This is a genomic window from Microbacterium sp. Leaf203 (genome assembly GCF_001421275.1).
In the GTDB taxonomy this organism is placed as follows: Bacteria; Actinomycetota; Actinomycetes; order Actinomycetales; family Microbacteriaceae; genus Microbacterium; species Microbacterium testaceum_A.
Map to the genome: position 1 here is coordinate 21,361 of NZ_LMKF01000001.1, position 25,044 is coordinate 46,404.

27 protein-coding genes and 2 tRNA genes are annotated in these 25,044 nt (G+C 71.0%); 11 read left to right on the forward strand and 18 right to left on the reverse strand.

What is annotated here, in order from left to right; genetic code table 11:
• Positions 1-7: 7 nt before the first annotated feature.
• From ASE56_RS00100 to ASE56_RS00125, 6 genes are all read right to left on the reverse strand, one after another.
• Positions 8-1,168 carry a cystathionine gamma-synthase gene (locus ASE56_RS00100; protein ID WP_056223859.1) on the reverse strand — a complete coding sequence of 387 codons (1,161 nt, stop codon included), beginning with the start codon at positions 1,166-1,168 and terminating at the stop codon, positions 8-10.
• Positions 1,165-2,253, reverse strand: coding sequence for a pyridoxal-phosphate dependent enzyme (locus tag ASE56_RS00105; protein ID WP_235556874.1), 1,089 nt, complete (start codon positions 2,251-2,253; stop codon positions 1,165-1,167). Before ASE56_RS00105 ends, ASE56_RS00100 begins: the two co-directional genes overlap by 4 nt.
• A gap of 44 nt (positions 2,254-2,297) precedes the next feature.
• A complete protein-coding gene (locus ASE56_RS00110; protein ID WP_056223861.1) occupies positions 2,298-3,146 on the reverse strand; it encodes an SDR family oxidoreductase in 849 nt (282 codons plus the stop codon).
• Positions 3,147-3,218: 72 nt separating this feature from the next.
• Entirely contained in the window at positions 3,219-3,539 is a 321-nt protein-coding gene (locus tag ASE56_RS00115) for a hypothetical protein (RefSeq protein WP_056223863.1), read from the reverse strand.
• The gene (locus ASE56_RS00120; protein WP_056223865.1) at positions 3,536-4,108 is read right to left on the reverse strand and encodes a hypothetical protein; all 573 of its coding nucleotides are present in this window, start codon (positions 4,106-4,108) and stop codon (positions 3,536-3,538) included. The genes ASE56_RS00115 and ASE56_RS00120 overlap by 4 nt, the downstream gene beginning before the upstream one ends.
• 5 nt (positions 4,109-4,113) lie before the next feature.
• Positions 4,114-4,656 carry an RNA polymerase sigma factor gene (locus ASE56_RS00125; protein ID WP_056223866.1) on the reverse strand — a complete coding sequence of 181 codons (543 nt, stop codon included), beginning with the start codon at positions 4,654-4,656 and terminating at the stop codon, positions 4,114-4,116.
• Positions 4,657-4,777: 121 nt separating this feature from the next.
• On the opposite strand from ASE56_RS00125, the gene ASE56_RS00130 reads away from it, so the two are divergent.
• From ASE56_RS00130 to ASE56_RS00150, 5 genes are all read left to right on the forward strand, one after another.
• Positions 4,778-5,191 (forward strand): Asp23/Gls24 family envelope stress response protein, encoded by a 414-nt coding sequence (locus ASE56_RS00130; protein ID WP_056223868.1) that lies wholly within the window; start codon positions 4,778-4,780, stop codon positions 5,189-5,191.
• 124 nt (positions 5,192-5,315) lie between these two features.
• Positions 5,316-6,158 (forward strand): NAD(P)-dependent oxidoreductase, encoded by an 843-nt coding sequence (locus tag ASE56_RS00135; RefSeq protein ID WP_056223870.1) that lies wholly within the window; start codon positions 5,316-5,318, stop codon positions 6,156-6,158.
• A 56-nt stretch (positions 6,159-6,214) separates the two neighbouring features.
• Entirely contained in the window at positions 6,215-6,508 is a 294-nt protein-coding gene (locus ASE56_RS00140; protein WP_056223872.1) for a hypothetical protein, read from the forward strand.
• Positions 6,509-6,582: 74 nt separating this feature from the next.
• Positions 6,583-7,992 carry an NAD(P)/FAD-dependent oxidoreductase gene (locus ASE56_RS00145; protein ID WP_081349776.1) on the forward strand — a complete coding sequence of 470 codons (1,410 nt, stop codon included), beginning with the start codon at positions 6,583-6,585 and terminating at the stop codon, positions 7,990-7,992.
• A gap of 12 nt (positions 7,993-8,004) precedes the next feature.
• A complete protein-coding gene (locus ASE56_RS00150) occupies positions 8,005-8,652 on the forward strand; it encodes a TetR/AcrR family transcriptional regulator (RefSeq protein ID WP_235556875.1) in 648 nt (215 codons plus the stop codon).
• 61 nt (positions 8,653-8,713) lie between these two features.
• On the opposite strand, the gene ASE56_RS00155 is transcribed toward ASE56_RS00150, so the two are convergent.
• A complete protein-coding gene (locus ASE56_RS00155) occupies positions 8,714-10,033 on the reverse strand; it encodes an MFS transporter (protein WP_056223876.1) in 1,320 nt (439 codons plus the stop codon).
• A 123-nt stretch (positions 10,034-10,156) separates the two neighbouring features.
• On the opposite strand from ASE56_RS00155, the gene ASE56_RS00160 reads away from it, so the two are divergent.
• The 4 genes from ASE56_RS00160 (at position 10,157) to ASE56_RS00175 (ending at position 12,729) form a co-directional block, all read left to right on the forward strand.
• Positions 10,157-10,549: a PaaI family thioesterase gene (locus ASE56_RS00160; RefSeq protein WP_056223878.1), complete on the forward strand. Its 393-nt coding sequence runs from the start codon at positions 10,157-10,159 to the stop codon at positions 10,547-10,549.
• A gap of 302 nt (positions 10,550-10,851) precedes the next feature.
• Complete coding sequence (locus tag ASE56_RS00165) at positions 10,852-11,367, forward strand: RNA polymerase sigma factor (protein ID WP_056223880.1); 516 nt, start codon at positions 10,852-10,854, stop codon at positions 11,365-11,367.
• A complete protein-coding gene (locus ASE56_RS00170; RefSeq protein WP_056223882.1) occupies positions 11,354-12,349 on the forward strand; it encodes a hypothetical protein in 996 nt (331 codons plus the stop codon). The genes ASE56_RS00165 and ASE56_RS00170 overlap by 14 nt, the downstream gene beginning before the upstream one ends.
• Positions 12,346-12,729, forward strand: a complete 384-nt coding sequence (locus ASE56_RS00175) for a hypothetical protein (protein ID WP_056223884.1) — start codon at positions 12,346-12,348, stop codon at positions 12,727-12,729. The genes ASE56_RS00170 and ASE56_RS00175 overlap by 4 nt, the downstream gene beginning before the upstream one ends.
• A 7-nt stretch (positions 12,730-12,736) precedes the next feature.
• Here the strand turns inward: ASE56_RS00175 and ASE56_RS00180 are convergent, their stop codons facing one another.
• Positions 12,737-13,657, reverse strand: coding sequence for an aldo/keto reductase (locus tag ASE56_RS00180; protein ID WP_056223886.1), 921 nt, complete (start codon positions 13,655-13,657; stop codon positions 12,737-12,739).
• Positions 13,658-13,691: 34 nt separating this feature from the next.
• Positions 13,692-15,161 (reverse strand): MFS transporter, encoded by a 1,470-nt coding sequence (locus ASE56_RS00185; RefSeq protein WP_056223888.1) that lies wholly within the window; start codon positions 15,159-15,161, stop codon positions 13,692-13,694.
• Between the two features lie 155 nt (positions 15,162-15,316).
• Between ASE56_RS00185 and ASE56_RS00190 the strand changes: the two genes are divergently transcribed.
• Positions 15,317-15,517 carry a zf-TFIIB domain-containing protein gene (locus ASE56_RS00190; protein WP_143017902.1) on the forward strand — a complete coding sequence of 67 codons (201 nt, stop codon included), beginning with the start codon at positions 15,317-15,319 and terminating at the stop codon, positions 15,515-15,517.
• Between the two features lie 120 nt (positions 15,518-15,637).
• On the opposite strand, the gene ASE56_RS00195 is transcribed toward ASE56_RS00190, so the two are convergent.
• The 8 genes from ASE56_RS00195 to ASE56_RS00230 form a co-directional block, all read right to left on the reverse strand.
• On the reverse strand, positions 15,638-16,804 hold the full coding sequence (locus tag ASE56_RS00195) for a thiolase family protein (RefSeq protein WP_056223891.1): 1,167 nt from the start codon (positions 16,802-16,804) through the stop codon (positions 15,638-15,640).
• A gap of 2 nt (positions 16,805-16,806) precedes the next feature.
• A complete protein-coding gene (locus ASE56_RS00200) occupies positions 16,807-17,454 on the reverse strand; it encodes a 3-oxoacid CoA-transferase subunit B (protein WP_056223893.1) in 648 nt (215 codons plus the stop codon).
• Entirely contained in the window at positions 17,451-18,194 is a 744-nt protein-coding gene (locus ASE56_RS00205) for a 3-oxoacid CoA-transferase subunit A (protein ID WP_056223895.1), read from the reverse strand. Before ASE56_RS00205 ends, ASE56_RS00200 begins: the two co-directional genes overlap by 4 nt.
• 118 nt (positions 18,195-18,312) lie before the next feature.
• Entirely contained in the window at positions 18,313-19,074 is a 762-nt protein-coding gene (locus ASE56_RS00210) for an IclR family transcriptional regulator C-terminal domain-containing protein (RefSeq protein WP_235556876.1), read from the reverse strand.
• 95 nt (positions 19,075-19,169) lie between these two features.
• Positions 19,170-19,243, reverse strand: a tRNA-Met gene (locus ASE56_RS00215).
• A 34-nt stretch (positions 19,244-19,277) separates the two neighbouring features.
• Positions 19,278-19,349: transfer RNA gene (locus ASE56_RS00220), tRNA-Thr, on the reverse strand.
• Between the two features lie 67 nt (positions 19,350-19,416).
• Positions 19,417-20,847 (reverse strand): M23 family metallopeptidase, encoded by a 1,431-nt coding sequence (locus ASE56_RS00225; protein ID WP_056223899.1) that lies wholly within the window; start codon positions 20,845-20,847, stop codon positions 19,417-19,419.
• A gap of 254 nt (positions 20,848-21,101) precedes the next feature.
• Positions 21,102-21,899, reverse strand: a complete 798-nt coding sequence (locus ASE56_RS00230) for an inositol monophosphatase family protein (protein ID WP_056223902.1) — start codon at positions 21,897-21,899, stop codon at positions 21,102-21,104.
• Positions 21,900-21,961: 62 nt separating this feature from the next.
• Here ASE56_RS00230 and ASE56_RS00235 point away from each other — a divergent pair, with 62 nt between their 5' ends.
• Positions 21,962-23,545, forward strand: a complete 1,584-nt coding sequence (locus tag ASE56_RS00235; protein ID WP_056223904.1) for an NAD(P)/FAD-dependent oxidoreductase — start codon at positions 21,962-21,964, stop codon at positions 23,543-23,545.
• Positions 23,546-23,551: 6 nt separating this feature from the next.
• Here the strand turns inward: ASE56_RS00235 and ASE56_RS00240 are convergent, their stop codons facing one another.
• Positions 23,552-24,973, reverse strand: coding sequence for a PLP-dependent aminotransferase family protein (locus tag ASE56_RS00240; protein ID WP_056223906.1), 1,422 nt, complete (start codon positions 24,971-24,973; stop codon positions 23,552-23,554).
• Between the last annotated feature and the right edge of the window lie 71 nt (positions 24,974-25,044).

Below are 25,044 nucleotides of genomic sequence, written 5' to 3' on the forward strand. Positions count from 1 at the left end.
GTGGGGCTCAGAGAGCCGCGAGCGCCTGGTCCACGTCGGCGACCAGGTCGTCGACCGATTCGATGCCGACCGACAGGCGCACGATGGTCTCGGGCACCGCGAGTTCGGTGCCGCGGACGGAGGCGTGGGTCATGGCATCCGGGTAGTTCACGAGCGACTCCACCCCTCCCAGCGACTCGGCGAGGGTGAACAGGCGCGTCGACTCCGCGAAGCGGCGGGCGGCCGCGCCGTCGGCGAGCTCGAGCGACACGATGCCGCCGAACCCGCTCATCTGCCGCGCCGCCAGCTCGTGACCGGGGTGCGAGGGCAGACCCGGGTAGTAGACCTTCGCCACGCGGTCGTGGGCGAGCAGGTGCTCGGCCACCGCCTGCGCGTTCGAGCTGTGCCGCTGCATGCGCACCGCGAGCGTCTTGATGCCGCGCGTGGTGAGGTAGGCGTCGAAGGGACCCGACACCGCGCCCGCGGCGAACTGCAGGAACTTCACCTTCTCGGCGAGGTCGGCGTCGGCGAACGCGAGCGCTCCCCCGACGACGTCGCTGTGGCCGCCCAGGTACTTCGTCGCCGAGTGCACGACGACGTCGGCGCCGAGCGACAGCGGACGCTGCAGAGCCGGCGAGGCGAAGGTGTTGTCCACCACGACGACGGCACCCGCGGCGTGGCCGAGGGCGGCGAGGCCGGCGATGTCGGTGATGCGCAGCATCGGGTTGCTGGGCGTCTCGACCCAGACCATGCGCGGCGCACGCTCTTCGATCGCGGATGCCACGGCATCCAGATCGCTCATGTCGACCACGCGCAGCTTCACACCCCACGGGCCCAGGACGCGAGCCAGCAGACGATAGGTGCCGCCGTACACGTCGTTGCCGAGCAGCACCTCGTCACCGGGCTGGAGCGCGGCGCGCAGCAGCGCGTCCTCACCGGCCAGGCCCGAGGCGAACGACAACGCGCGCGCCCCGCCCTCGAGGGCGGCGATCTGCGTCTCGAGCGCGGTCCGCGTGGGATTGCCGCTGCGGCCGTACTCGTAGCCGCCGCGGAGCCCTCCGATGCCGTCCTGCGCGTACGTCGTCGAGACGTGGATCGGCGGGATGACCGCCCCCGTGCTCTCGTCGGGCTCTTGACCGGCGTGGACGGCGAGGCTGTCGAAGCCGCGGGCGGCGTCGTGGGTGCTCATGCGGGGTGCTCCTCGGAAGGGGTCGGAAGAAGGGATGCCACGGGTGCAACGTCGTAGCCGCGCTCGATCATCCAGTCGTCGTCGAAGATCTTGCTGAGGTAGCCGCGACCGTGGTCGGGCAGGACCACGACGACCACGGCATCGGCCGGCAGCTCCCGCGCGACACGCAGGGCACCGACGACCGCCATGCCGCTGGAGCCGCCGACGAGCAGCCCCTCTTCGCGAGCGAGGCGGCGGGTCATCGCGAACGACTCGGCGTCGGAGACGCGCTCGTAGCCGTCGACGAGGGTCGGGTCGAAGGCCGCGGGCCAGAAGTCCTCACCGACGCCCTCGACGTCGTAGCCGTGGATGTCGTCGCCCGAGTAGATCGAGCCCTCGGGGTCGACCCCGACGATGCGCACCGCCGACCCGGCGACCTCGCGGAGGTACCGGCCGGTGCCGGTGATCGTGCCGCCCGTGCCGACGCCGGCGACGAAGTGGGTCACCTTCCCCTCGGTGTCGCGCCAGATCTCGGGACCGGTGGTCTCGTAGTGGCTGCGCGGGCCGTTCGGGTTGGCGTACTGGTTGGGTTTGAAGGCGCCGGGGATCTCGCGAACGAGCCGGTCCGACACGCTGTAGTACGAGTTCGGATCGTGGGGCTCGACGTTCGTCGGTGTCACGACGACCTCGGCGCCGTAAGCCCGCAGCACCGCCCTCTTGTCCTCGGCGACCTTGTCGGGCACGACGAAGACGCAGCGGTACCCGCGCTGCTGCGCGATGAGGGCGAGGCCGACGCCGGTGTTGCCGCTGGTGGGCTCGACGATCACGCCCCCGGGCTGCAGCAGGCCGTCACGCTCGGCGGCGTCGACGATGTTCGCAGCGATGCGGTCTTTGGCCGAGCCGCCGGGGTTGAAGTACTCGATCTTCGCGACAACCGTGGCGGCGATGCCGTCGGTGACGCGGGAGAGACGGACGAGGGGGGTGTTGCCGACGAGGTCGGCGACGCTCTGGGCGTAACGCACGATGGAGTCCTGGAGGTTGGTGCGCCCGGGGCGGGCGCGGCTGACGGGGTCGTCGAAAAAGAACGCGGGGGCGTTCAGCGACAACAGCGACAGGTCAGCACGCCGTGAGCATACCCGAGGAGCTGGCGTCACGACACGGCGCCGAGAAACTCCTCGAAACTCTGGGCGGGGCGGCCGGTGACGCGTTCGACATCGCCCGAGACGGCGGCTTGGTCGCCGCTCGCGATCGACGTGTAGGTGCTCACCCACGCGTCGACCTGCCAGCGCGGGGCGCCGTAAGCGGCCCGCGAGGCGTACGCCTCTTCGACCGTCTCGTCGACGAAGCGCACGCGGTGGCCGCGGACCGCCGAGATCTTCTCGGCGACCTCGGTCATGGTCAACGCCTCGGGCCCCGTCAGGTCGTACGTCACGTCGGCGTGCGCGGCCGGATCGAGCAGAACCGCGACCGCCGTGGCGGCGACATCGGCGCGCGAGACGAGCGAACACCGCCCGTCGCCCGCGGGACCGCGGATGACGCCGTCGTCGCCGGCGAAGAGCTCCATCATGTCCATGTAGAAGTTGTCGCGCAGGAACGTCCAGCGCATCCCCGATCCGCGGATGATCTCCTCGGTGGCGGCGTGGTCGCGCCCCAGGGTGAAGACCGCGTCCGGGGCGGCGGCGAAGAACGAGGTGTAGACGATCGAGCGCACGCCCGCCTCCGCGGCGGCCTCGACGAAGGTGCGGTGGTGCTCGACGCGATCGGCGGTCTCCGACGCCGACACCATGAACAACGTGTCGACTCCCCGCAGGGCCGTGCGGGCGGCATCCGCGTCGGAATAGCGCGCGACGTGCACCTCGGCTCCCTCGAGCGACGGCGCACGGGACGCGTCGCGCACGACGAGACGCTGCGGGATGCCACGGGCGGCGAGGTCTCGTGCGACCCGACCCCCCACAGCTCCGGTGGATCCGGTGACGGCGATGACGGGCGGCGTGGACATTCGGCCTCCGGGGACGAGTGGGCGGTGCTTCCAGCGTAAGCCGGTTCGCCGCCCCCTCGGCCGAGAGACGCCTCAGGAGCGGGGTGCGACCAGTCGCGCCACGCGGACGCGGACCGAGGACGGGACCTCGTCGTCGCCCGCGCCCCGCGCCGCCGTCGCGACGGCGGCGGCCACGAGGGCCGCATCGTCGTCGGCGGACACGCCGATGCAGACGGTGATGGCGCGCGCGCCGCCGGCCTCTTCGACCTCGGCGAGTGAGCCCTCGACGTCGGCCACGTGCTCGATCGCACGGGCCACGACGGGGCGGGCCGAATAGCATTCCCGCACGCCCTCGACGGCGGTCACGGCGAGATCGATGCGCGGGGCGAGCTCCGCTGCGGAGATGGTCGTCATCGGTCTTCCCCCTCGTCGAGGTGCACGTCACCGACGGTGACGTCCACTCGTCCGACCCGAAGGTCGCCGTGTCGTTCGATGGCCGAGCGGATGCCGTCGCGCATCTCGTCGACCGCCGTGTTCATCGCGCGTCCGAAACGCACGCTGACGGTGACCCGCACATCGAGGGGAGCATCGGGTTCGGGCTGGTCGAGGCGCACTCGCCCCACCATCAGCCCCTCGATGCCGTCCCCGACCGTGCGGATCAGCTCGTACAGCGCGCCCTCGGTGACGACCAGCTCGGTCCCGTCGTCGGTGCGCGCGAGGGGGATGTCGCGGCCGGCTCGGAACTCGCGCATGACCTCGCGCATGATGTTGTCGTACCAGGACTCCGAGATCGGCTCGGCCGCCTGCTCCTCCACGATCTCGCGGGAGAGCCGTCCCATCCGCTCCATCGACGCCAGAATCGCCTGACACTCGGCGCTGCGCTCGATCGCCGGGATACGGGGGATGCGTCCGCGATCGAGGTACGCGGAGAGGTCTTCGAGGGAGTATCCCGACCCGCCGATGTCGTCGTTGGTCTCGCTCATTGGGGTCACCTCCACTCCTCCATGCGTTCCAGAACCGTTTTCCTCGCTCGCGCGAGGCGCCCGCGCACGGTGGCGGCGGACTCGCCCACTTCGACGGCGATCTCGTCGTAGCTGTGCCCACCGACCTCGCGCAGCACCCACACCACTCGGAGGTCCTCGGGCAACTCGCCCAGGATCTTCTTGAGCGCGTCCATCTGAGAAGATGCCACAACCGCGCGCTCCGGGTCATCGCGACCCGAAACCATCTCCTCGTCGATCTCTTCGGAGATCTTGCGCGAACGCAAGCGGTCGGTGGCCTTGCGCGACACGATGGTCGTCAGCCAGCTTCGCACCTTCTCGGGATCGGTGAGATCCGGAAGACGCCGCCACGCCGTGATGAGGGCCTCCTGCACGCAATCGTCGGCGTCGGCGCGCGAGCCCGTGAGCCTGGTCGCGAACGCGACGAGGAACGGCGCATGCCGACGCACCAGCACCCCGAAGGCGAGCTGGTCGCCGTCGGCCGCGCGCGACGCGAGGAAAGCGTCGGTGGCGGAGGTCAAAGAGGGCATCGAGGTTCCTGTCAGCAATCACTCAGGCTCGAATCGTGACGTTTCACGAACCGGGCTCGTCCACATAGCGAAACACCTCGGGGTCGGAACGCTCCGGGATCTTGACGAAAGGACCTTCCTCATGGCACAGAACTCCTCCCTCCCCACCGCGACCCGTACCGACGCCGGCAAGACCGTCATCGTCGACGCCGTCGTGGCCAAGGTCGCCGGCATCGCCGCGGCCGAGGTTCCCGGTGTCCACGCCCTCGGCGGCGGAGCAGCCCGCGTCATCGGCAACATCCGCCAGGCCGTCGGGGCGAAGGACTACGCGCAGGGCGTGAGCGTCGAGGTCGGCGAGACCGAGGTCGCCGCCGACATCGCGATCCAGGTGGAGTACCCCGAGCGGATCCAGAAGGTCGCGGCGAACGTGCGCTCGGCCGTGGAGAAGGCCATCACCGAGATCGTCGGCATGAAGGCCGTCGAGATCAACGTGACCGTCGTCGACGTCTTCATCCCGGGCGATGACGACGACGACGAAGAGGCGCGCGTCCACTGACGTCGCCCCGGCCCGCGGGACATGCTCCCGCGGGCCTTCGTCGTCGTCGCGGGTCGTCAACCCGCTCGATGGATGTCGGAGGCCGCCGCTATTGTCGGCTCATCCCCGATCCAGAAGGACACTCATGCGCATCGCCCTCACCGGTTCGTCCGGAAAGCTCGGCTCGGTCGTCGCCCGCGAGCTGCGTGCCGCCGGCCACGACGTCATCGGGCTCGACGTCCGCGGAGAACGCGGCCCGGGCTTCGTCCAGGTCGACCTCACCGACTACGGCCAGGTCATCGACGCCCTCACCGCCGTGAACGACCAGCACGACGGTTTCGAGGCCCTCGTGCATCTCGCGGCGATCCCGGCACCCGGCATCCGCTCCGACATCGCGACCTTCCACAACAACATGGCGAGCACCTTCAACGTCTTCTGGGCGGCGACACGTCTCGGCATCCAGAAGATCGTCTACGCGTCGAGCGAGACCGTCCTCGGTCTTCCTTTCGACGTGCCGCCCCCGTACATCCCGGTCGACGAGGAGTACGCACCGCGACCCGAGTCGGTCTACTCGCTCGTGAAGACGCTCGAAGAGCGCCTGGCGGTGGAGCTCGTGCGCTGGAACCCCGAGCTGTCGATCACCGCGCTGCGGTTCTCGAACGTGATGGTCCCCGAGGACTACGCGGAGTTCCCCTTCGACGACGACGCCCGCACCCGCAAGTGGAACCTGTGGGGCTACATCGATGCGCGTGATGGTGCGCAGGCCGTGGAACGCGCCCTCGAGACAGCGCCCGCGGGCTTCGACACCTTCATCATTGCGGCGGCCGACACGGTCATGACGCGCCCCAACGCCGAGCTGGTCGCCGAGGTGTTCCCCGGGGTCGCCACGCACGGCGACCTGGGTGAGAACACCACGCTGCTGTCGATCGACAAGGCCCGCCGCCTGCTCGGATTCGACCCGCAGCACTCCTGGCGCGACGCGCGCTGACACCCGGGATCCGGGTGCGACGGCACCCGGGTCCCCGCGCATGACAGACTCGCCGGATGGACGCCGACGCACAGACTCCCCCCGCTTCGCCGACGCCCGCGGCGGACGAGCCGGTCATCCCCCTCCCGAACGCGCGCGAGAAAGAGGTCAGTTTCGTGGCGCGCAGCGGGGCGGTGGTCACCCTCCGCCTCATCGACACGGGACGATTCGAGCTCAAGCTCGACACGCGGGGCGACTACACCGCCGTCCTCCTCCACGACGGAGAGAGCTTCGAGCTGCACCCCGCCCCCGGCGTCCACGCACTCGGGGGAACGGGCTTGACGGCGACCCAGATCTACGAGGGGTTCTGAGCGGCGACGCAAGCCCCACGGCCCGACCTTCGCGACGGGATTGACTGAGGTCCTCGATCCCCGGGAGGACCGCCGTGAGCCACGACGCCGACAGCTACGACATCGCCGTGATCGGAGCGGGCCCCGCGGGCACGGCCGCCGCCTTGCGAGCGGCGGAACTCGGTGCCTCCGTGGTCGTCCTCGAAGCCGGCCGCGTGGGCGGAACCTGCGTCAACACGGGTTGCGTTCCCACGCGGGTGCTCGCGAAGGCCGCGCGCCTCATGCGCGAGACGCGCTCCGCGGACGACTACGGCATCGTCGTGGACGAGCCCCGCGTCGACTGGTCGGCGGTGGTGTCGAGGGTGCACGAGCGAGTGGATGCCGTGCGCTCGATCAAGCGCGAGGCCGAGCGCTTCGCGCACGCCGGGGTGGCTCTGGTGCACGAGGGCCGGGCGCGCTTCGCCGACGACCACACGCTCGTGCTCGACAGCGGCCGCCGCATCCGTGCGGAGTCGATCCTGGTCTGCGTGGGCGGGCACTCCCGTCGCCTGCCGATCCCCGGAGCCGAGCTCGCCACCGTTCCCGAGGACGTGCTCACCCTGACCGAGCTGCCCCGCCGCGTCGCCGTCATCGGCGCCGGCAACACGGGCGCTCAGCTGGTGACGGTGTTCCGCTCCTTCGGCTCCGAGGTCACCCTGCTCGATGTCGCACCGCGCGTGCTCATGGCATCCGACGCCGCCATCTCCCGGGTGATCGCCGACTCCCTCTCGGAGCACGGCGTCGACGTGCGGACCGGGATCGAGACGGTCGAGCGCATCGATCGCGCCGCCGACGGATCGCTCACCCTGGTCTGGCGCGAGGAGGGCTCTTCTCGGAGCGTCGACGTCGACGTCGTCATCATGGCGACCGGGTGGCCCGCTGACGTCGAGGACCTCGGCCTCGAGAACGTCGGCGTCGAGGTGGAGCGCTCGGCCATCCCGGTCGATCGCTACTTCCGGACGATCGTTCCGCACATCCTCGCCGTCGGCGACGCGAACGGCCGCGACATGCTCGTCCAGGCGGCGCAGTTCGAGGGCGAAGCGGCGGCCGAGAACGCCGTTCTGGGCGCCAACCGGCGCACCCCGCACCACCTGCTGCCCGCGGGCGGGTTCACCGACCCCGACTACGCGGGCGTCGGCTTGACCGAAGAGCAGGCGCGAGACCGCGACCCCTCGTGCGTCGTGGCGACCGTCCGCTTCGCCGACCTCGACCGCGCGGTGATCGACGACCGCGAGCGCGGTTTCCTCATGCTCATCGCCGACCGTCGCCGCGAGTTGGTGCTGGGGGCGCACGCGGTGGGCGAGAACGCCGTCGAGGTCATCCAGTCGGTGACCACGGCGATGGCGGCCGGCATCGACGTGTCGACGCTCGCGGGAGTGCGTTTCGCGTACCCCACCTACAGTGCGGTCATCGGCAACGCGGCGCGCGCTCTGCTGCACGCGGACTCCCCCGCCCTGCTGGAGTGACACACTGAATCCGTGCCCGCCGATCCCGTGACGACCCCGCAGACCGCCGACGCCTCGGGTGCGACGGAAGACGCGCCCGCGCGTCGGGGTCGCCCGGGTTACGACCGCGAGGGACTGCTCGCCGTGGCCGTGCAGTTGTTCAACGAGCAGGGGTACGACGCCACCAGCGTCGCCGACCTCGCCAAACGCCTCGGGCTGACCAAGTCGGCGCTCTACCACCACTTCTCTTCGAAGGAGGAGCTGCTGGCGGTCGCCCTCGAGGCCGCACTCGGCGGTCTTGAGGCCGTCCTCGACGAGCCCGGCGCGCGCGAGGGCGCGGCGTCCGATCGCCTGCGCTTCGTGCTCACGGGGGCGACCGACGTGCTCGTCGCGCAGCTCCCCGCGGTGACCCTCCTGCTGCGGGTGCGGGGAAACGGCGCCGTCGAGCAGGCCGCGCTCGAGCGTCGCCGCGTCTTCGACCATCGCGTGACGAGCCTCGTCGCCGAAGCCCAGGCCGAGGGGAGCGTGCGCGACGACGTCGATGCCGCGGTCGCCGCCCGCCTGCTGTTCGGCATGATCAACTCCGTCGTCGAGTGGTACCGTCCCGGCGGCGGCGTCGACGGCGATCGTCTCGGAGCCGACATCGTGCGCATCGCCCTCGACGGCCTGCGCACCGCCTGACGGTCGTCGCGCGAAGAGGCGGCCCCGCGCCACGCGCAGGGCCGCCTCTCGGCATCCGGGATCACGCCCTCAGGTCGACGCCCTTCGTCTCTTTGATGAGCGAGACGGCGCCGAGCGAGATGAGCGCGGCGACGGCGATGTACAGACCGATGGTCCACGAGGCGCCGGTCGAGCGCAGCAGCGCCTCGGCGATCATCGGGGCGAAAGCTCCGCCCATGATCGCGCCGAGCGCGTAGCCGATCGAGACGCCCGAGTACCGCACGTTCGCGGGGAACATCTCGGCGTACAGCGCCGCCTGCGGTCCGTACGACAGGCCGAGGCCGAGCGTCATCACGAACAGCGCGACGAAGTACCAGACGATGTTCGCGGTGTCGATGAGGAACCACATCGGCACGGCCCACACGGCCAGCAGCAGGTAGCCGAGCTGGAAGGTCCGCACGCGGCCGAGACGGTCCGAGAGTCGGCCGCCCCAGAGGGTGAAGCCGAGCCAGCCGAAGGATGCCAGGGTCGTGGCCAGCAGCACGGTCGGGCGATCCATGCCCAGCGCCGAGACGGAGTAGGTCGCGAAGAACGCGATCAGCAGGTAGCCCGCGGCGTTGTTGCCGATGAAGACGAATGCCGTCAGGGCGACCTGGCGCCAGTTCTTGCGGAACAGCTGGCCGAGCGGAGCCGACGACTCCTTGCGGCGGCGCACGAGGTCTTCGAACACGGGGCTCTCCTCCACCGCGCGGCGGATGACGTATCCGACCACGATGAGCACGATCGAGAAGAGGAACGGCACGCGCCAGCCCCACGCGAGGAAGGCCTCGGCCGACATCGACGAGGTGAGGATCCACAGGGTCGCGGTGGCGAGGATCATGCCCACGGGCACACCGATCTGCGGGTACGCACCGAAATAGCCGCGGCGGTTCACCGGGGCGTGCTCGACCGAGAGCAGCGCCGCGCCGCCCCACTCGCCACCGGCCGAGAAGCCCTGCAGCACGCGCAGGAGGATGAGGAGGACGGGGGCTGCCACCCCGATCGCGGCGTACGTGGGCAGCACGCCGATGAGGGCCGTCGAGACACCCATCATGATGAGGGTGAGCACGAGCATCTTCTTACGGCCGAGGCGGTCGCCGAGCCAGCCGGCCACGACAGCGCCGAGCGGGCGGAAGAGGAACGAGATGCCGATCGTCGCGAACGACAGCACCTGCGCGATGGCGGGGTCCGTCTGGGCGAGGGGCGCGAGGAACAGCGGCGCGAGCACGAGCCCCGCCGCCTGGGCGTAGATGAAGAAGTCGTACCACTCGATCGAGGTGCCTACGAGGGTGCCGGCGAGAACGCGCCGTTCCTCTCGTTTCATCCCGGTGGCAGGGGCGGATGCCGAGGTCAGCGAGGCCATGAGAACTCCGTCGTTCTGTGGGGCAGGGTGTGAGGACTCGACCAGAATCTGTTACCGACCGAGCGTTCAGTAATAGTGTCAGAGGGACACGCCCCCGACAAGAGGGAGCCCGAAGGAGAACCCATGACGCCCTGGACCATCGTTCCCGGAGCCCTCGACGACCGGCTGGGCATCACCGTGACGGAACAGTCGGCCGACCGGGTCTGCGCGTGGATGCCCGTCGAGGGCAATACGCAGTCCCTCGGCCGCCTGCACGGTGGCGCGACGGCCGCGCTCTCCGAGGCCGTCGGCTCGTGGGCGGCCATGATCCACGCGTCGACCCTCGGCATGGTGTGCGTCGGCGTCGACCTGAACATCACGCACCATCGCGGGGCGACCGGGGGCCGCATCCACGCCACAGCCACACCCGCTCATCGCGGTCGCCGGCTGGCCACGTACGACGTCCGCGTGGTCGACGACCAGGACCGCCTCGTCGCGACGGCGCGGATCACGAATCTGCTGGTCGCCCCCGACTGAGCACCCCGGCGTCGTCTCGGGGGACTGCCCGTCTCTGCCATTCTGGATCGCATGACGAAGATCCGAGGGGTTGCGCCGCCCCCAAGCGGCGCAACCCCTCGCCCGTCGTCGTCAGACCCGAACATCGGACGACGGGCGTATGGGTGCCTTCTCGAAGCCGGAGTCGGCACCCACCCCCGCATATGTCGTGTCCGCCGAGCACCTTTCCTTACACACCGTCCGAAAATTCTTTTCTCGCCTTCCTCTGTAAGGTCCACGACCGCCCCGACACAGCCCCGGTACACGCACGAGGAAAGACAGCGGTGACGGACGACGCGGATTTCGTGGCGCTCTTCCGTGAGCACTACAACGCCGTTCGGCGATTCATCGAACGGCGCGTGTCGGACCGCGAGGCCGCGGACGACCTCACGATGGAATGCTTCGAGATCGCGTGGCGCAAGCGCGATCCGCGAGAGCCGTTCGGTTTGCCGTGGCTGTACCGCACGGCGCGGAACCTTATCGCGAACGAATACCGACGACGAGACCGAGAGGGGGCACTGTGGACGCACATCGAGGACCAGGTGCGCACCCTCTCGAACGCGTCGGAGGGCGAGATGATCGATCGACTCGTCGACGCGATCCGCGCACTCTCCGAGAAGGAGCGCGAGATCCTCTGGCTCACCTACTGGGAGGACCTCTCGGCCGCCGAGGTGGGTGTCGTCGTCGGGGCGAGCGCGGGGACCGTGTGGACGCGCCTGAATCGCGTCCGAGCCAAACTCCGCCCGCTCCTGTCCGACGGGCCCCTGCCCGCCGAGGAGGTGCTCGATGAACGACGATGACCTCGCGCGCGCGTTGCGCCGGCTGGATCCCGCGCAGACGCCCCTCGACGCACCGATCCCCCTCGCCGCCGAGCGACGGGCTCGCGATTTCGCGAGAACGGCTCCGCGAGCGCGCCGTCGACCCGTCTACGCCGCCTGGGGCTCGGCCGCCGCGGTCGTCGTCCTGGTCCTCGCGATCGTCACCGGAGTGCTCTGGATGCCGAGTTCCCCGGCATCCGCTCTCACTCCCCAACCGCTCGCGTTCACCTCGATCTCCGAGGACGCGTCGGAGGTGATCGCGCAGGCGCAGCAACGGTTGACGGACGGCTCCGGTCCCTCCTCCCCCGAGCGGCGATCGTTGTCGCTCGGCTGGTACTTCAGCGGCTCGCCCGACGAGGCCGAGGCGACGGTGTTCCGCCGTGAGTGGATCGACGTGCAGTGGAACGAGAACCTCTCCGGTTCGGTCGTGACCACCGCCGCCGAGGCCACCAACGCGGCGGGCGACACGGTGCCCGCGGGCGAGCCGACGCCGGGGACCGTGGTCGGCGACCTCCACTTCGTGCAGAACCAGTTCTCGCCGCTCTCCCCCACCGCCCCCGAGTCCACCGTCGAGGCGATGCGGGCTCTCGTGCTCACCTCGACCGGCGCCGGGGACCAGCTGACGGCGGGCGACGCGATGCTCGGCGCCCGGGCGCTTCTGGGCGAGTGGACGCTCACCGGTCCGCAGCAGGCGGCCCTGCTCGAGGTGGTCGCGCAGGCTCCGGGTCTGCGGGTCGTCGGGTCGGCGTTCGATCGGCTGGGTCGTCCGGTGGTCGGTCTCGCCGCGGTGCCGTCCGGGCTGACCACCTCCGAGGCGACGCTGCTGCTCTCGGCCGACACCGGGCGCATCGTCGGCTTCGAGTCCGAACTGCTCGCCGACAATCCGAACCTCAAACTCCCGGCCGGTTCGATCACTGACTACACCCTCTGGGACGTCTCCGACAGAAAGGCGGACTCCGAATGACCACGACCGACGATCTGCACCCCGACATCGCCGCGGCTCTCGCCGAGATCCCCGGCGGGGTGGTCATCGACTCGCATCACGCGGAGTGGCCCGAGCTCGGCATGACCATGGACGTCCCGTCCGAGCACGAGCGGGCGGTCGGAAGCTGCGCCGACGGCAACGTCTGCGCCTTCAGCGGATCGAGCCTCTCGGGGACGCGGGTGTCGTTCTCGTACTGCGGCACCTACTCGCCCGGCATCACCGTGCGCTCGATCGCCAACGCGCGATCCGCGGGGTACGTACAGGCCCGGTCCTCGTCGGGATCGGTCCTCGCCACCGCGATCGCCACGTCGTGGGCGAACGTCTCGGGCACGGTCGCCACGCTGAACTGCGTCCCCTGAGCCCGGCTCAGCGCCAGGGACGTTCCGAGCGCCGACGCCAGTAGTCGACGGGGTCCGTGGCGAGGTCCGCCGGGGCGGCGACCGGGTGCGCGCTCGCGCCGCGGCGCAGGTGCGTGGTCGTGGTGGCGCCGCTGAGCACGACGTCGGCCCACGGCTGCGCCAGCGCGGCGCCGAGCGAGAAGACGTCCACGGGCAGGCCGGATGCCGATTCCTCGAGGCGACTCCCGGGTTCGGCGTGGGCGAGCTCGCCGTTGGCGAGGACTTCTTTGACCACGACCGTCCAACCGGCGTCGTGGGCGGTCTGCACCGCCGGAGCCACGGAGGGCTCGAGCAGATTCCAGGTGGACTGCACGACCGAGAACGGCGAATCCGCAAGAGCGAGGGCGGCCCGGATGACGGCCGCCTGGTGCGGTCCACTCGTGGACAGTCCGACCCGCACCCCGTCCGCGCGCAGACGGCGGAGTCTGCCCAGTAACTCCTCTTCGCCGAGGGCGGAACTCTCCGGGGTCACGGAGTGGACCAGGTAGTAGTCCGGAGCGGAGCCGAGCGCCGCGAGCGTCTCGGGCCACTGCCTGTCGAACATGGCCGCCGAGTGCTCTTTGCGCTCGTGCACGGCGGCATCCATCCTCCATCCGCCGACGTACTCGTAGCCCCACTTCGACCCGATCGTCAACTCGGCGCGGCGCTCGGGGTGTACGTCGAGCCACGACCCGAGGAACTCCTCGGCCCGGCCGTAGGAGCGGGCGGCATCGACGTACCGGATGCCGAGTGCCCAGGCCTCGTCGAGCAGCTCGTGCGCGCGCTCGCGCAGGGCCTCGACCGAGCGCTCGGCGGGGTCGCCCAGGTCGCTGTCTCGCGCGGTCGTGATGTAGGCGGGGCGGCCGACGGCGGCGAGACCCAGACCCAGCCGGGCGGAGGTGGCGTGCATCCCTCGACGCTAGCGTCCCCGCGTGCGGGGCGCGTCAGCCGTTCCGGTGCCGACGCACCTCGATCGCACTCAGCAGGATGGCCGAGCCCGAGAAGACCACCGACACCGCGAGCGCAAGGGTGAGAGCGTCGGCGAACGTCGCCGGATCTTTCGCCGGGGAGCCCGCTCCCGCGGAGCCCGCCGCACCCGCGACCGCCAGCACGAAGGCCGTGCCGAGGACGGTCTGACCGATCGAGGACCCCACCCGCTGAGCCGTCTGGACCACTCCGCCGGCGACGCCGCCCCGCCGGGGATCGACGTCGGCCAGGGTCAACGTCTGGTTCGGCGTGACGATCGCGCCGCCCGCGATGCCGAGGACGAACAGGGGAACGCACAGGCGCAGGATGACCCCCGCCGGGTCCGTCGCCTCGGCCCCGACCTGAACCAGCAGTCCGAGGACGATCGTGACGCTCGTGAAAACCGCGACGGCACCGACCAGAAGCGGTCGCCCCACCCGTGAGACGAAACGCCCCGCGACCGGAGCCCCGACGACGGAGCCGATCGCGTACGCCGTGACGCCGAGGCCGGACTGCAGCGCGGTGAAGCCGAGACCGTTCTGGTAGTAGAGCGCGAGCACCAGCGGGATTCCGGTGTTGCTGCAGAAGAAGACGACCGCGAAGACGACACCCGTGACGAAGGACCGGACGCGGAACAGGCGCAGATCGAGAAGGGGCCCGGCATCCGCCTTCGTCAAACGCGCCTCGTGACGCACGAGCGCGAAGAGGAAGCCCGCGGCGGGAAGGAGCAAGAGAAGCGTGAGCGGGCCGCCGCTCTGCCCCGTCTCGACGATCGGGAACAGCAGGCACAGCACGCCCGCACCGAGAAGCATCGCGCCGAGCACGTCGACGCGCCGACCGGATGCCGTGGAGGACGGCTCGTCGGCCGGGACCCAGCGCCGAGCGAGCAGAACCGCGGCGATCCCGACCGGCACGTTGATGAAGAACACCAGACGCCATCCGATCTCGGGCCCTCCCGCCGCGATCAGGAGACCCGCGATGACCGGGCCGAGGGCGGTTCCCGCACCGACCGTCAGCCCCAGCCGGCCGAAGGCGCGCCCCCGTTCCCACGCGGGGAACGCGTTCTGGATGAAGCCCGAGACCTGCGGCCCCATCATTCCGCCGAAGAGCCCTTGGACGACGCGCGCCGCGATCAGCAGGCCCGCGTTCGGGGCGAGGCCCACGGCCGCACTCGCGATGACGAACCCGAGGACGGCGATCGTGAAGATGCGCCGCCGCCCACGCTGATCGCCCAATCTCCCACCGATGACCGGGACGAGCGCGAAGGCTAGCACGTACCCCGTCACGATCCACTGCAGCTCGCTCGCGCCCGCTCCGGTGGAGCGCCCGATCGACGGCAGCGCCACGTTCGTCACGCTGACGTCGAGGAGGGCGGCGAACTGCCCCATCAGCATCACCGAGAGAGCGCGCCAGCGGCGCGGGTCGGGAGCGGGGGCGGATGCCGTCATGCGGTGCCCACTGTCGGACCGGGGTCCGCAGCGGCACGGGAGATCGGCATGGGCCGAGCCTATGCCTGCGGTGGAGGGCCGGGGCCGCTGACGCGGGGGAACACGTCGGACGGGATGCGGGTTGACCCCGGGGACGGATGACGAGCGGGACGGCCATGACCTACAGAGACCCTTACGACGACGGCGCGCAACCGATCTGCCCCTCGTGCGGTGTGACGATGCACCCGCTGCTCGAACAGGGCGGCGGCGCCGACGAGTGCCGCGAGTGCGGGTTCCAGCTGGAGTGGTCCACCCCGGGGCATGTCCGCGACGAAGACGACGATCGGCCTCGCGACCGCTGGGCCGAGGAGTCCTAGCCGAGCGACGCGGCCGGTCACCAGAACAGGGTGGGCGACGAGAACAGGTCGACTCCGCGCGGATCGTCCTGTTCCCCGCGCATCGCCTGTTCTCGTGACACGGATGCCGCGGCGGCGGGCTCAGCGCTCGAGCACCACCGCGAGGCCCTGACCCACGCCGATGCAGATCGCCGCGACCGCGACGCCGCCGCCGCGGCGTTTCAGCTCGTGGGCCGCGCGCGCGATGATGCGTCCGCCCGAGGCGCCGAGGGGGTGGCCGATCGCGATCGCCCCGCCGTTCTCGTTGAGGCGGGCGGGGTCGAGCTCGGTCCACAGCTTCGCGCACGCGAGCGTCTGCGACGCGAACGCCTCGTTGAGCTCGACGAAGGTCACGTCGGCCCACGTCTTCCCGGCGCGCGCGAGGGCGCGGTTCGCCGCCTCGACGGGGGCCACACCGAACACGTCGGGGTCGTTGCCGAACGCGGCCCGGCCGGCGATGCGGGCCAGGGGCTCGGCATCCATCGCCCCTTCCGCGCCCAACAGCACGGCCGAGGCGCCATCGTTGATGGGCGAGGAGTTGCCCGCGGTGACCGATCCGCCCTGACGGAAGGCCGGGCGCAGACCCGCGAGCACCTCGGCGGTGGAGTCGTCGCGGATGCCTTCGTCGCGCGCGAGCGCGTGACCCTCGACCTGCACGATCTCGTCGTCGAAGCGTCCCTCGGCCCACGCCGCTGCGGCGAGGCGGTGGCTGCGGGCGGCGAAGGCGTCCTGCTCCTCGCGCGAGATGTCGTAGAGCTCGGCCAGCTTCTCGGCGCTCTCGCCGTTCGAGATCGTCCAGTCCTTCCGCAGCCGCGGGTTTGTCATGCGCCAGCCGATCGAGGTGTTCCACATCGTCTGGGTGGCGGCGGGGAAGGGCCGCGGACTCTTCTCGACCACGAACGGGGCCCGCGTCATCGATTCGACGCCGCCCGCGAGGATCACGTCGGCATCTCCGGCTTCGATCGCGCGCGAGCCCTGGATCACGGCATCCAGCGACGATCCGCACAGGCGGTTGATGGTCGTTCCGGGCACCGACGAGGGGAAGCCCGCGAGTAGCGCACCGAAGCGCGCGACGTTGCGGTTGTCTTCGCCGGCCTGGTTCGCGTCGCCGAAGATCACGTCTTCGATGCGCGCGGGGTCGATCCCGGTGCGTTCGACGACGGATGCCATGACCGTGGCGGCCAGGTCGTCGGGGCGCACGTCGGCGAAGGCCTTGGCGTGGCGGGCGAAGGGGGTGCGGACGGCGTCGTAGACGAACGAAGCGGGCATGGTCAGCTCTCCTGGTCGAGAAGGGTCAGACCGAGAAGCGCCTCGATCTCGGCGTGGGTGTTGTCGCCGAACAGCTCGCGCACGCGAAAGCCGTCGAGGGTGACGTCGAAGACGCCGTGATCGGTGTAGACCCGCGAGACGCAGCCGACCCCGGTCAGCGGGTAGCTGCAGGCCGCGACGAGCTTGGGCTCGCCGCCCTTGGTGAGCAGGTCGGTCATGACGTAGACGTCCTTCGCGCCGATGGCGAGGTCCATCGCCCCACCCACGGCCGGGATCGCGCCGGGCTCGCCGGTCGACCAGTTGGCGAGGTCACCGCCGGCCGACACCTGGAACGCGCCCAGCACGCACACGTCGAGGTGGCCGCCGCGCATCATGGCGAACGAGTCGGCGTGGTGGAAGTACGCGGCTCCGGCGAGCGCGGTGACGGGCTGCTTTCCCGCGTTGATGAGATCGGGGTCGACCCGGCCGCGCTCGGGGGCCGGGCCCATGCCGAGCATGCCGTTCTCGGTGTGCAGCACGATCTCGAGCCCGGCGGGCAGGTAGTCGGCGACCAGGGTCGGCGCGCCGATGCCGAGGTTCACGACGGCTCCCTCGGGGATGTCGGATGCCACGCGAGCGGCGAGATCGCGCCGCGAGATGCGAGTGGTCATTTCTCCTCCTCGGATGCCAGGGCCCGGCCCTCGATGTCGACGCCGCCGACGAAGACGCCGTCGCGCAGCCACCGTCGCTCCCCCACGGCGACGACGCGATCGACGTAGATCCCCGGCGTCACGACGGACTCGGGGTCGAGGGATCCGAGTTCGACGACCTCGTCGACCTGGACGATGGTGGTCGCCGCGGCGGCGGCCATGATGGGTCCGAAGTTGCGCGCCGTCTCGCGGTAGACGAGGTTGCCCCAGCGGTCGGCGGCGCGGGCGCTGATCAGCGCGGCATCCGCGTGGATGGGGTATTCGAGCACGTAGTCGCGGTCGTCGATGCGCCGCGTCTCCTTGCCCTCGGCGAGCTGCGTCCCGAAGCCGGTGGGGGTGAAGAACCCACCGATGCCGGCACCCGCGGCGCGGATGCGCTCGGCGAGGTTCCCCTGCGGCACGAGTTCGAGCTCGACCTTGCCGTCGCGGAAGAGCCCGTCGAACACCCACGAGTCGCTCTGGCGCGGGAACGAGCAGATCATCTTGCTCACCTGACCTGCGGCCAGGAGGGCCGCGAGCCCGGTGTCGCCGTTGCCGGCGTTGTTGTTGACGACGGTGAGATCGCCGGCGCCGTGCGCGATGAGCGCGTCGATCAGCTCGACGGGCTGACCCGCGCGGCCGAAACCGCCGATCATCACGGTCGCCCCGTCGGCGATCCCTGCGACGGCCGACGCGAGGTCGGGGACGGTCTTGTCGATCATGCGGAGCATCCTCGCTTGTTCGCTGTGCGTACACACGTACGTTATGCGAACAGGATACGCCGATCACCGCGGGCACGGCAAGGCCCCGCCCGCCGCACGAGCGGGGCTTCTCGACGATTCAGACCAGGCGGAGGTCCGCGTCGATCTCGGCCGCGGCGGCCCGCAACGCCGGCAGGCACTGCTCGCGCCATTCGTCCGCGTCACCGCGAGAGCTGGCCGAGATGTTCACCGCCGCGACCACCGCGCCCGAGCGATCGTGAAGGGGCGCCGCGAGAGACCGCAGCCCCTCTTCGAGCTCGCCGTCCACGAGAGCCCACCCCTGAGCACGCACCGCCTCGAGCTCCGCGACGATCGCATCGACGTCCGTGCGCGTGCGCGGGGTAAGGGACGCGGGGTGCGACGCGGCCACGATCTGTCGCGCGTCCGCTTCGGCGAGGGCCGCGAGCAGCACCCGCCCCATGCTGGTGGCGTACGCGGGAAAGCGCGTGCCGATCGTGATCCCGACGCTCATGATCCGTCGCGTGGGAACGCGAGCGACGTAGACGATGTCGGCACCGTCGAGCACGGCCGACGAGACGCTCTCCCCCACCTCGCGCGACAGGCGCTCGAGGTGCGGCTGAGCCAGCGCCGGCAGCGACAGCGCGGAGAGATAGCTGAAACCGAGCTCGAGGACGCGCGGCGTGAGCGAGAAGACCCGACCGTCGGCACGTACGTAGCCAAGAGTCTCGAGCGTTTGGAGGAAGCGGCGGGCGGCGGCACGGGTCAGATCGGCGCGACGGGCGACGTCGCTGAGCGTCAGCGCCGGATTCTCGGCGTCGAATGCCCGGATCACCTCGAGACCGCGAGCGAGGGATTGGACGAACTCTCCCGAATCACTCACGCGGCTCACCCTATCGGGGCGCGAGGAGTCCGCCGCGCGCCCCTCGCGGCGACAAAACGAAAGCCGCCCCGGAGGACGGCTTCGCGAAGAATCTGTAGCGGGAGCGGGGCTTGAACCCGCGACCTCACGATTATGAGTCGTGCGCTCTCACCAACTGAGCTACCCCGCCGCACGGCATCCAGGATTCAGATGAGGATGCCTTGAGCCCCGAGTCAGGATTGAACTGACGACCCCTTCCTTACCATGGAAGTGCTCTGCCACTGAGCTATCGGGGCGTACCCGGATCGCTCCGGGCAACTAGAAGAGAATATCAGACCTCGACACTCTCTTACGAATCGAGGGTCAGCCGCCGGCGTGCTGGCGCAGCCACGCGATCGGGTCGATCGGGGTCGTGCCGTTCTGCAGGATCTCGACGTGCGTGTGCGCGCCGAACGAGCGACCGGTGTTGCCGGTGCGTCCGAGGAACTGTCCGACGTGGACCTTCTCGCCCGGGGTGACCTGGAGCGAGCCGTACTGCATGTGTCCGTAGCGGCTCGAGACGAGCTGGCCGTCGATCACGTGGTCGATCAGCACGGTCACACCGAAGGCGCCGCCCTGCTCGGTCGCGATGCGGACGGTGCCGTCGGCGATCGCCTGGACGGGTGCGCCCTCACCGGGGACGAAGTCCGCACCCTCGTGGAAGCCGCCGTCGCGCATGCCGAAGCCGTACGAGATCGACACGCCGACCGCGAAGGGCCACTGGATGGGCGCCGTCGGGTCGTTGACGTAGAAGTTCGTGGGGTACTTGATGCCCGAGTCGACGGCCATCTTGGAGTACGTGGTGGCGCTGTAGCCGTCGGCGCGGTCGACGACCGCGGCCTGCGACTGAGCGGGCGCGACGTAGGCCTGGATCGCTCCGTCGGCCGAGGCGACGTCCCCGCCGACCGCGAGACGGGTCGTCGCGGTGTCGGCCGCGGGGGCGGTGATGCTGTCGGTGCCGCTCGCCGAGGCGATCGCGCTCACGGGCATTGTCATGCCGACCGTGAGGAGTCCGACGACGCCCATGACGCCGACCGAGAAGGACGTCGCCGCGATGCGGCGGACGTTGCGGCGAGTGCGGGGAGCGGCTGCTGCGGGCAGGCCCTCCGAGACGGGCTCAGGAGCCGGGGTGACCGGCGCCGCCTGCTGCGTGGGCGTCTCGCCGGTGAAGGAGAACAGGCGCGCGGCGTTCGCGAACTCGTCCGCGGCCGTCTCGTCGGCGGTGTCCGGCCGCTCGATGGCGGGCTGCTCGACGACGGTCTTCGTCATCTGGCGCGCGACGGGCTCGGACACCGGCTCAGCGACCGGCTCGGACACGACGGGGGTCTCGTCGACCGTGGAGTCGAGGATGACCGACGCCTGGGGGCGACGACGCGCGCGGCGGCTGGCGGGAAGGGTGATGGGCGAGGTCGGCAGCGACACCGGGGTGGTCGCGACGGCGCCGTCCGCGCTCTGCAGAATCACGGCGACGTCGTCGGAACGACGCTGCTCATCGACGACGGTGACCTCGAGGGCGTCGGAGGACGCGGCATCCGGGGTCTGCTCGGCGGGAATCGCGGCGGTGTCGCGCGACGGCAGGGTCGGCTCGATGGTCGCGGCGATGACGGTCTCGACGACCGCGGCGGCGACGCTCTCGATCAGCTCGGGCTGAGAGGCGGCCTCGGCGTCGACCGGGGCGGGGTCGGCGGCCTTGGGTGCCGACGCGGGGGCGTCGAGCGTGGCGACGGGGGTCTCGCTCGCGGAGCGACGGCGCATCTCGGCTCGGGTCAGCCGGGGGGTCGTCTCGGGAGCGGGCGTGGGGAGGGGGCGACGAGACCGCCGGGTGGCGGCGGGCTCAGTCTCAGAGGCTTCTGACGGCAACGCGGAAGGGCTCTCGTGTCGTGTCGCGAAAAGCGACGGCTTCGGGCTGGGGGGGCTTGGCCATCTCCGCAGGTTCGGGTTGCGAAAGATAACGAACTGGTAAACACCCTACCTCGGCTGGTCTGGGAATGCCATGAGCAGACGCTCTGTCAGCGCTCGTAGTCCAGCAGCGGCTCGAGACGGCTGTAGAAGTCCGGTCCCGCGGCGATGACCATGCCGTTTCCGGGCCGGCCTCCGGGGGCGCCTCCGATGGCGCCGCCCGCCTCCGCCACCAGGAGCGCGCCGGCGGCGTGATCCCACGGCTGCGTCCCGCGCTCGTAGTACGCGTCGACGCGTCCGGCGGCCACCGAGGCCAGGTCGAGGGAGGCCGCGCCGATACGGCGCACATCCCGGGCGATCGGCATGACGCGGGCGAGCTGCGCAAGAGCCGGGCCGTGCGTCTCGGGGTTGTACCCGAAACCGGTCGCGACGAGGCCTCCGGCGGGCCCCACCTCGCTGACCGCGAGGCGCTGGTCGCCGAGCCAGGCTCCCCCGCCGCGCGAGGCCCGGAAGAGCTCGCTGGTCACGGGGTTGAACACGGCCCCGGCGAGCGCGGTCCACGCCGCGGTCTCGGCAGTCCCCTCGACGGCGGCGATGCTCACGGCCCACGCCGGGATCCCGTACGCGTAGTTGACGGTGCCGTCGATCGGGTCGACGACCCACGTGATGCCGCTCGTTCCCTCTTCGGCCCCGGACTCCTCGCCGAAGAAGCCGTCGTCGGGCCGCTCGCGCGCGAGCTCGGCGCGGATGAAGGCCTCGACCTCCCGGTCGGCGGCGGTGACGATGTCGGCGGCGGCCGACTTGGTGGCGGCGACGGTCACCCCCTCCCGGCGCCGACGGTGGGCCAGTTCCCCGGCTTCGCGAGCGATACGCGTGGCGATCTCGAGCAGGTCGGCTGCGGAAGTCATGGCATCCAGGCTACGTGCGCCACCCCCTGCGACGAATTCGTCCCCGTGGTTAGCGTGGGGCCATGACCGCTTCGGATTCTCGCCGGTACGACGTCGTCATCGTGGGGGGCGGGCACAACGCCCTCGTCTCCGCGGCCTATCTCGCCCGGGCAGGGCGACGCGTGGTGGTGATCGAGAGATCGGATGCCGTGGGCGGCGCCGCCGTGTCGGAGCGCCCGTGGGCGGGGGTCGATGCTCGACTGTCGCGCTACTCGTACCTCGTGAGCCTGCTGCCGCAGCAGATCATCGACGATCTGGGGCTCCGCCTCGAGCTGCGTCGTCGACGCTATTCCTCCTACACGCCCGACCCGACCGATCCCACCCGCGGCATCCTGGTCGACACCCACGATGCCGAGGCGACCGCCGCCTCGTTCGCGCGCACGACCGGCGACGCCGCTGAGGCCGAACGCTTCGCGGCGTTCGGCGACCGGCTCGCCCCGGTGGCGAGGGCCGTCTTCCCCACGATGACCGAGCCGTTGCCCACCGCTGACGAGGTGCGCGAGCGCGTGGGCGACGACGAGCTGTGGGATGCCCTGACGACGCGCCCCCTGGGGGATCTGCTGCGCTCCTCGTTCGACAGCGACCTGGTGCGGGGCATCGCGCTCACCGACGGCCTCATCGGCACGTTCGCGTCGTCCGACGACCCCTCCCTCGCCCAGAACCGCTGCTTCCTCTACCACGTGATCGGCGGCGGAACCGGGGACTGGGACGTCCCGGTGGGCGGCATGGGCGCCGTCACGGCCGAGCTCGAGCGCGCGGCCCGCGAAGCGGGGGCCGAGATCGTCACGGGGGTCGAGGTCGTCTCGATCTCACCCGACGGCGACGTGCACACCATGACCGACCGCTCCGAGGTCTTCCACGGGGACCTCGTGCTCAGCGGTGTCGGCCGCGCCGTACTCGATCGGCTACTCGCCGCGGGCGGAGCCGCGACGACGGGCGCCGACGAGCCCGAGGGGGCGCAGGTCAAGGTCAACATGCTGCTCTCGCGTCTGCCCCGTCTGCGGGACGAGTCGGTGACCCCCCAGGCCGCGTTCTCGGGCACGTTCCACGTCAACCAGACGATGACCCAGTTGGATGCCGCCCACGCGGCGGCATCCGGAGGGCTCATCCCCGAGCCGCTCCCGGTCGAGATCTCCTGTCACTCGCTCACCGATCCGTCGATCCTCGGCGACGAACTGCGGGCATCGGGCGCGCAGACGCTCACGATGTTCGGCCTGCAGGTTCCGCATCGCCTGATCGACGACACGGATGCCGTGGCCGCCGGTGCCCGCCTGCTCGCGGCCGCGCAGGCCTCGCTCGATTCCGTCCTCGCCGAGCCCCTGCGCGACTGCATCCTGCGGGCACCCGACGGTCGCTTGTGCATCGAGGCCCGGACGACACGCGATCTCGAGGAATCGCTGAACATGATCGGCGGCGACATCTTCCACGGCGCGCTGTCGTGGCCCTGGCTCTCGGCACCGGCCGACTCCCCCGCCGACCGCTGGGGCGTGGCGACCCCGCACGCGCGCGTGCTGCTGTGCGGCTCGAGCGCCCAGCGCGGCGGGGCGGTCAGCGGCATCGGCGGCCAGAACGCGGCGATGGCGGCGCTGGAGATCCTCGGGCGGTAGCGGGCGTCAATCGCAAGGATCGTCGCGACGCGTCAGCAGGCGGATCATGGTCTGCACGGCATCCATCAGGACGACCGTCGACGGACCCGCGTAGCCGAAGACGATGCCCGCGGGGAGGTCAGTCGAAGCGCCGGGAACCCCGTACGAGGTCAGAGGGGCCACGCGGACGTCCGCCTCCGCGAGCCGGTCGACCACGTCCTGCTCGGTCCCGGCCCCGGCCGCGGGGAGCAGGACCACGGCGTGCAGCCCACCGTCGGTCGCGGTGAGCTCCACCCCCTCGATCTCGGCGAACGCTTCGAGCAGCAGGCGGCGGCGGTGGCGATAGTCGCGACGGCGACGGGCGGTGTGCCGTGCGAGCGCGCCCTCGCCGAGGTACAGGGCAAGCGCGCGCTGCTGCACCTGCGACACCGGCGGGTCGAGGTCGGCCCGAGCCGCGACGAGGCGATCGCGCAGCTCCCCGGTGGCGACGATCCACCCGCTCCGCAACGCCGGGCTGAGGACCTTCGACAGGGTGCCGATCATGACGACCCGCGCGGGATCGAGCAGGTGAAGCGGGGGCAACGGTGCCCGCCCGTGGGGGAACTCGCTGTCGTAGTCGTCTTCGACGATCACCGCGCCGGTGCGCGCGGCCCAGGCGAGCAGTCGCGCGCGGGCAGCGGCATCCAACCGTGTTCCGAGGGGGTAGTGATGGTGAGGAGTGACGACGAGGGCGTCCAGATCGGCGCGGGCCTCGACGGCGTCGAGATCGAGACCGTCGTCGAGGCGCACCGGGAACGGCACCGCCTCGACCCCCAGCCGGTGCAGGACCCGACGAACGCGCGGGTATCCCGGGTTCTCGATGCCCACGCGGAGGGGGCGACCGACGTTCCGGGGCGTGAGCGCGAGCAGCGTCAGCAGCACCGCATCGCTCGTCCCCGCGGTCACGATGACCTCGTCGGGAACCACGTCGAGCCCGCGGGTGCGTCCGAGATGCCGGGCGATCTGGTCGCGCAGAAGCGGATCGCCCCGCACGTCGTCGACATCGGATGCCGGATCGACGCCTCCCGCCCGCCGCCACGCCGAGCGCCAGGCGGCGTCGGCGATGCCCGCGGTGTGCGGACGCCCGGGGCGCAGGTCGACGAGGGTGGGAGTCGTCGCCGGCGAGGGCCGGGAGCCCCTCTGGACCGGGCCGGTCGACGAGCCGACGACCTCGGCGACGACGGTCGCGCTCCCGGCGCGCGTCACCAGGTAGCCCTCCCCCGCGAGGATCTCGTAGGCGGCCACCGCCGTCCCCCGCGCGATCCCGAGATCGGCGGCGAGCACGCGCGTCGAGGGGACCGGCTCTCCCCCACCGGTGCGTCCGGACAGGATCGCCGCGCGCAGGTTGTGCGCGAGTTGCTCGTGCAGGGGCACCGACGATTCGCGATCCAGGATGCCGGCGGAGATCATGTCTCGGATTCTGTCACTGGTCCACGAGAATGCGGGAAAAGCGGACTATGACCTGGACCACGAACTCGCGT

Coding starts and splice junctions, on each gene's coding strand:
- ASE56_RS00185 (WP_056223888.1), bottom strand. CDS start 15,161: ATGACGGCATCCGCCCCCGCTCCCGACCCGCGCCGCTGGCGCGCTCTC.
- ASE56_RS00155 (WP_056223876.1), bottom strand. CDS start 10,033: ATGGCCTCGCTGACCTCGGCATCCGCCCCTGCCACCGGGATGAAACGA.
- ASE56_RS00140 (WP_056223872.1), top strand. CDS start 6,215: ATGGACGCCGACGCACAGACTCCCCCCGCTTCGCCGACGCCCGCGGCG.
- ASE56_RS00195 (WP_056223891.1), bottom strand. CDS start 16,804: ATGCCCGCTTCGTTCGTCTACGACGCCGTCCGCACCCCCTTCGCCCGC.
- ASE56_RS00175 (WP_056223884.1), top strand. CDS start 12,346: ATGACCACGACCGACGATCTGCACCCCGACATCGCCGCGGCTCTCGCC.
- ASE56_RS00225 (WP_056223899.1), bottom strand. CDS start 20,847: ATGCGCCGTCGCTCCGCGAGCGAGACCCCCGTCGCCACGCTCGACGCC.
- ASE56_RS00205 (WP_056223895.1), bottom strand. CDS start 18,194: ATGATCGACAAGACCGTCCCCGACCTCGCGTCGGCCGTCGCAGGGATC.
- ASE56_RS00235 (WP_056223904.1), top strand. CDS start 21,962: ATGACCGCTTCGGATTCTCGCCGGTACGACGTCGTCATCGTGGGGGGC.
- ASE56_RS00100 (WP_056223859.1), bottom strand. CDS start 1,168: ATGAGCACCCACGACGCCGCCCGCGGCTTCGACAGCCTCGCCGTCCAC.
- ASE56_RS00190 (WP_143017902.1), top strand. CDS start 15,317: ATGACCTACAGAGACCCTTACGACGACGGCGCGCAACCGATCTGCCCC.
- ASE56_RS00200 (WP_056223893.1), bottom strand. CDS start 17,454: ATGACCACTCGCATCTCGCGGCGCGATCTCGCCGCTCGCGTGGCATCC.
- ASE56_RS00115 (WP_056223863.1), bottom strand. CDS start 3,539: ATGACGACCATCTCCGCAGCGGAGCTCGCCCCGCGCATCGATCTCGCC.
- ASE56_RS00135 (WP_056223870.1), top strand. CDS start 5,316: ATGCGCATCGCCCTCACCGGTTCGTCCGGAAAGCTCGGCTCGGTCGTC.
- ASE56_RS00125 (WP_056223866.1), bottom strand. CDS start 4,656: ATGCCCTCTTTGACCTCCGCCACCGACGCTTTCCTCGCGTCGCGCGCG.
- ASE56_RS00110 (WP_056223861.1), bottom strand. CDS start 3,146: ATGTCCACGCCGCCCGTCATCGCCGTCACCGGATCCACCGGAGCTGTG.
- ASE56_RS00160 (WP_056223878.1), top strand. CDS start 10,157: ATGACGCCCTGGACCATCGTTCCCGGAGCCCTCGACGACCGGCTGGGC.
- ASE56_RS00130 (WP_056223868.1), top strand. CDS start 4,778: ATGGCACAGAACTCCTCCCTCCCCACCGCGACCCGTACCGACGCCGGC.
- ASE56_RS00230 (WP_056223902.1), bottom strand. CDS start 21,899: ATGACTTCCGCAGCCGACCTGCTCGAGATCGCCACGCGTATCGCTCGC.
- ASE56_RS00180 (WP_056223886.1), bottom strand. CDS start 13,657: ATGCACGCCACCTCCGCCCGGCTGGGTCTGGGTCTCGCCGCCGTCGGC.
- ASE56_RS00240 (WP_056223906.1), bottom strand. CDS start 24,973: ATGATCTCCGCCGGCATCCTGGATCGCGAATCGTCGGTGCCCCTGCAC.
- ASE56_RS00120 (WP_056223865.1), bottom strand. CDS start 4,108: ATGAGCGAGACCAACGACGACATCGGCGGGTCGGGATACTCCCTCGAA.
- ASE56_RS00170 (WP_056223882.1), top strand. CDS start 11,354: ATGAACGACGATGACCTCGCGCGCGCGTTGCGCCGGCTGGATCCCGCG.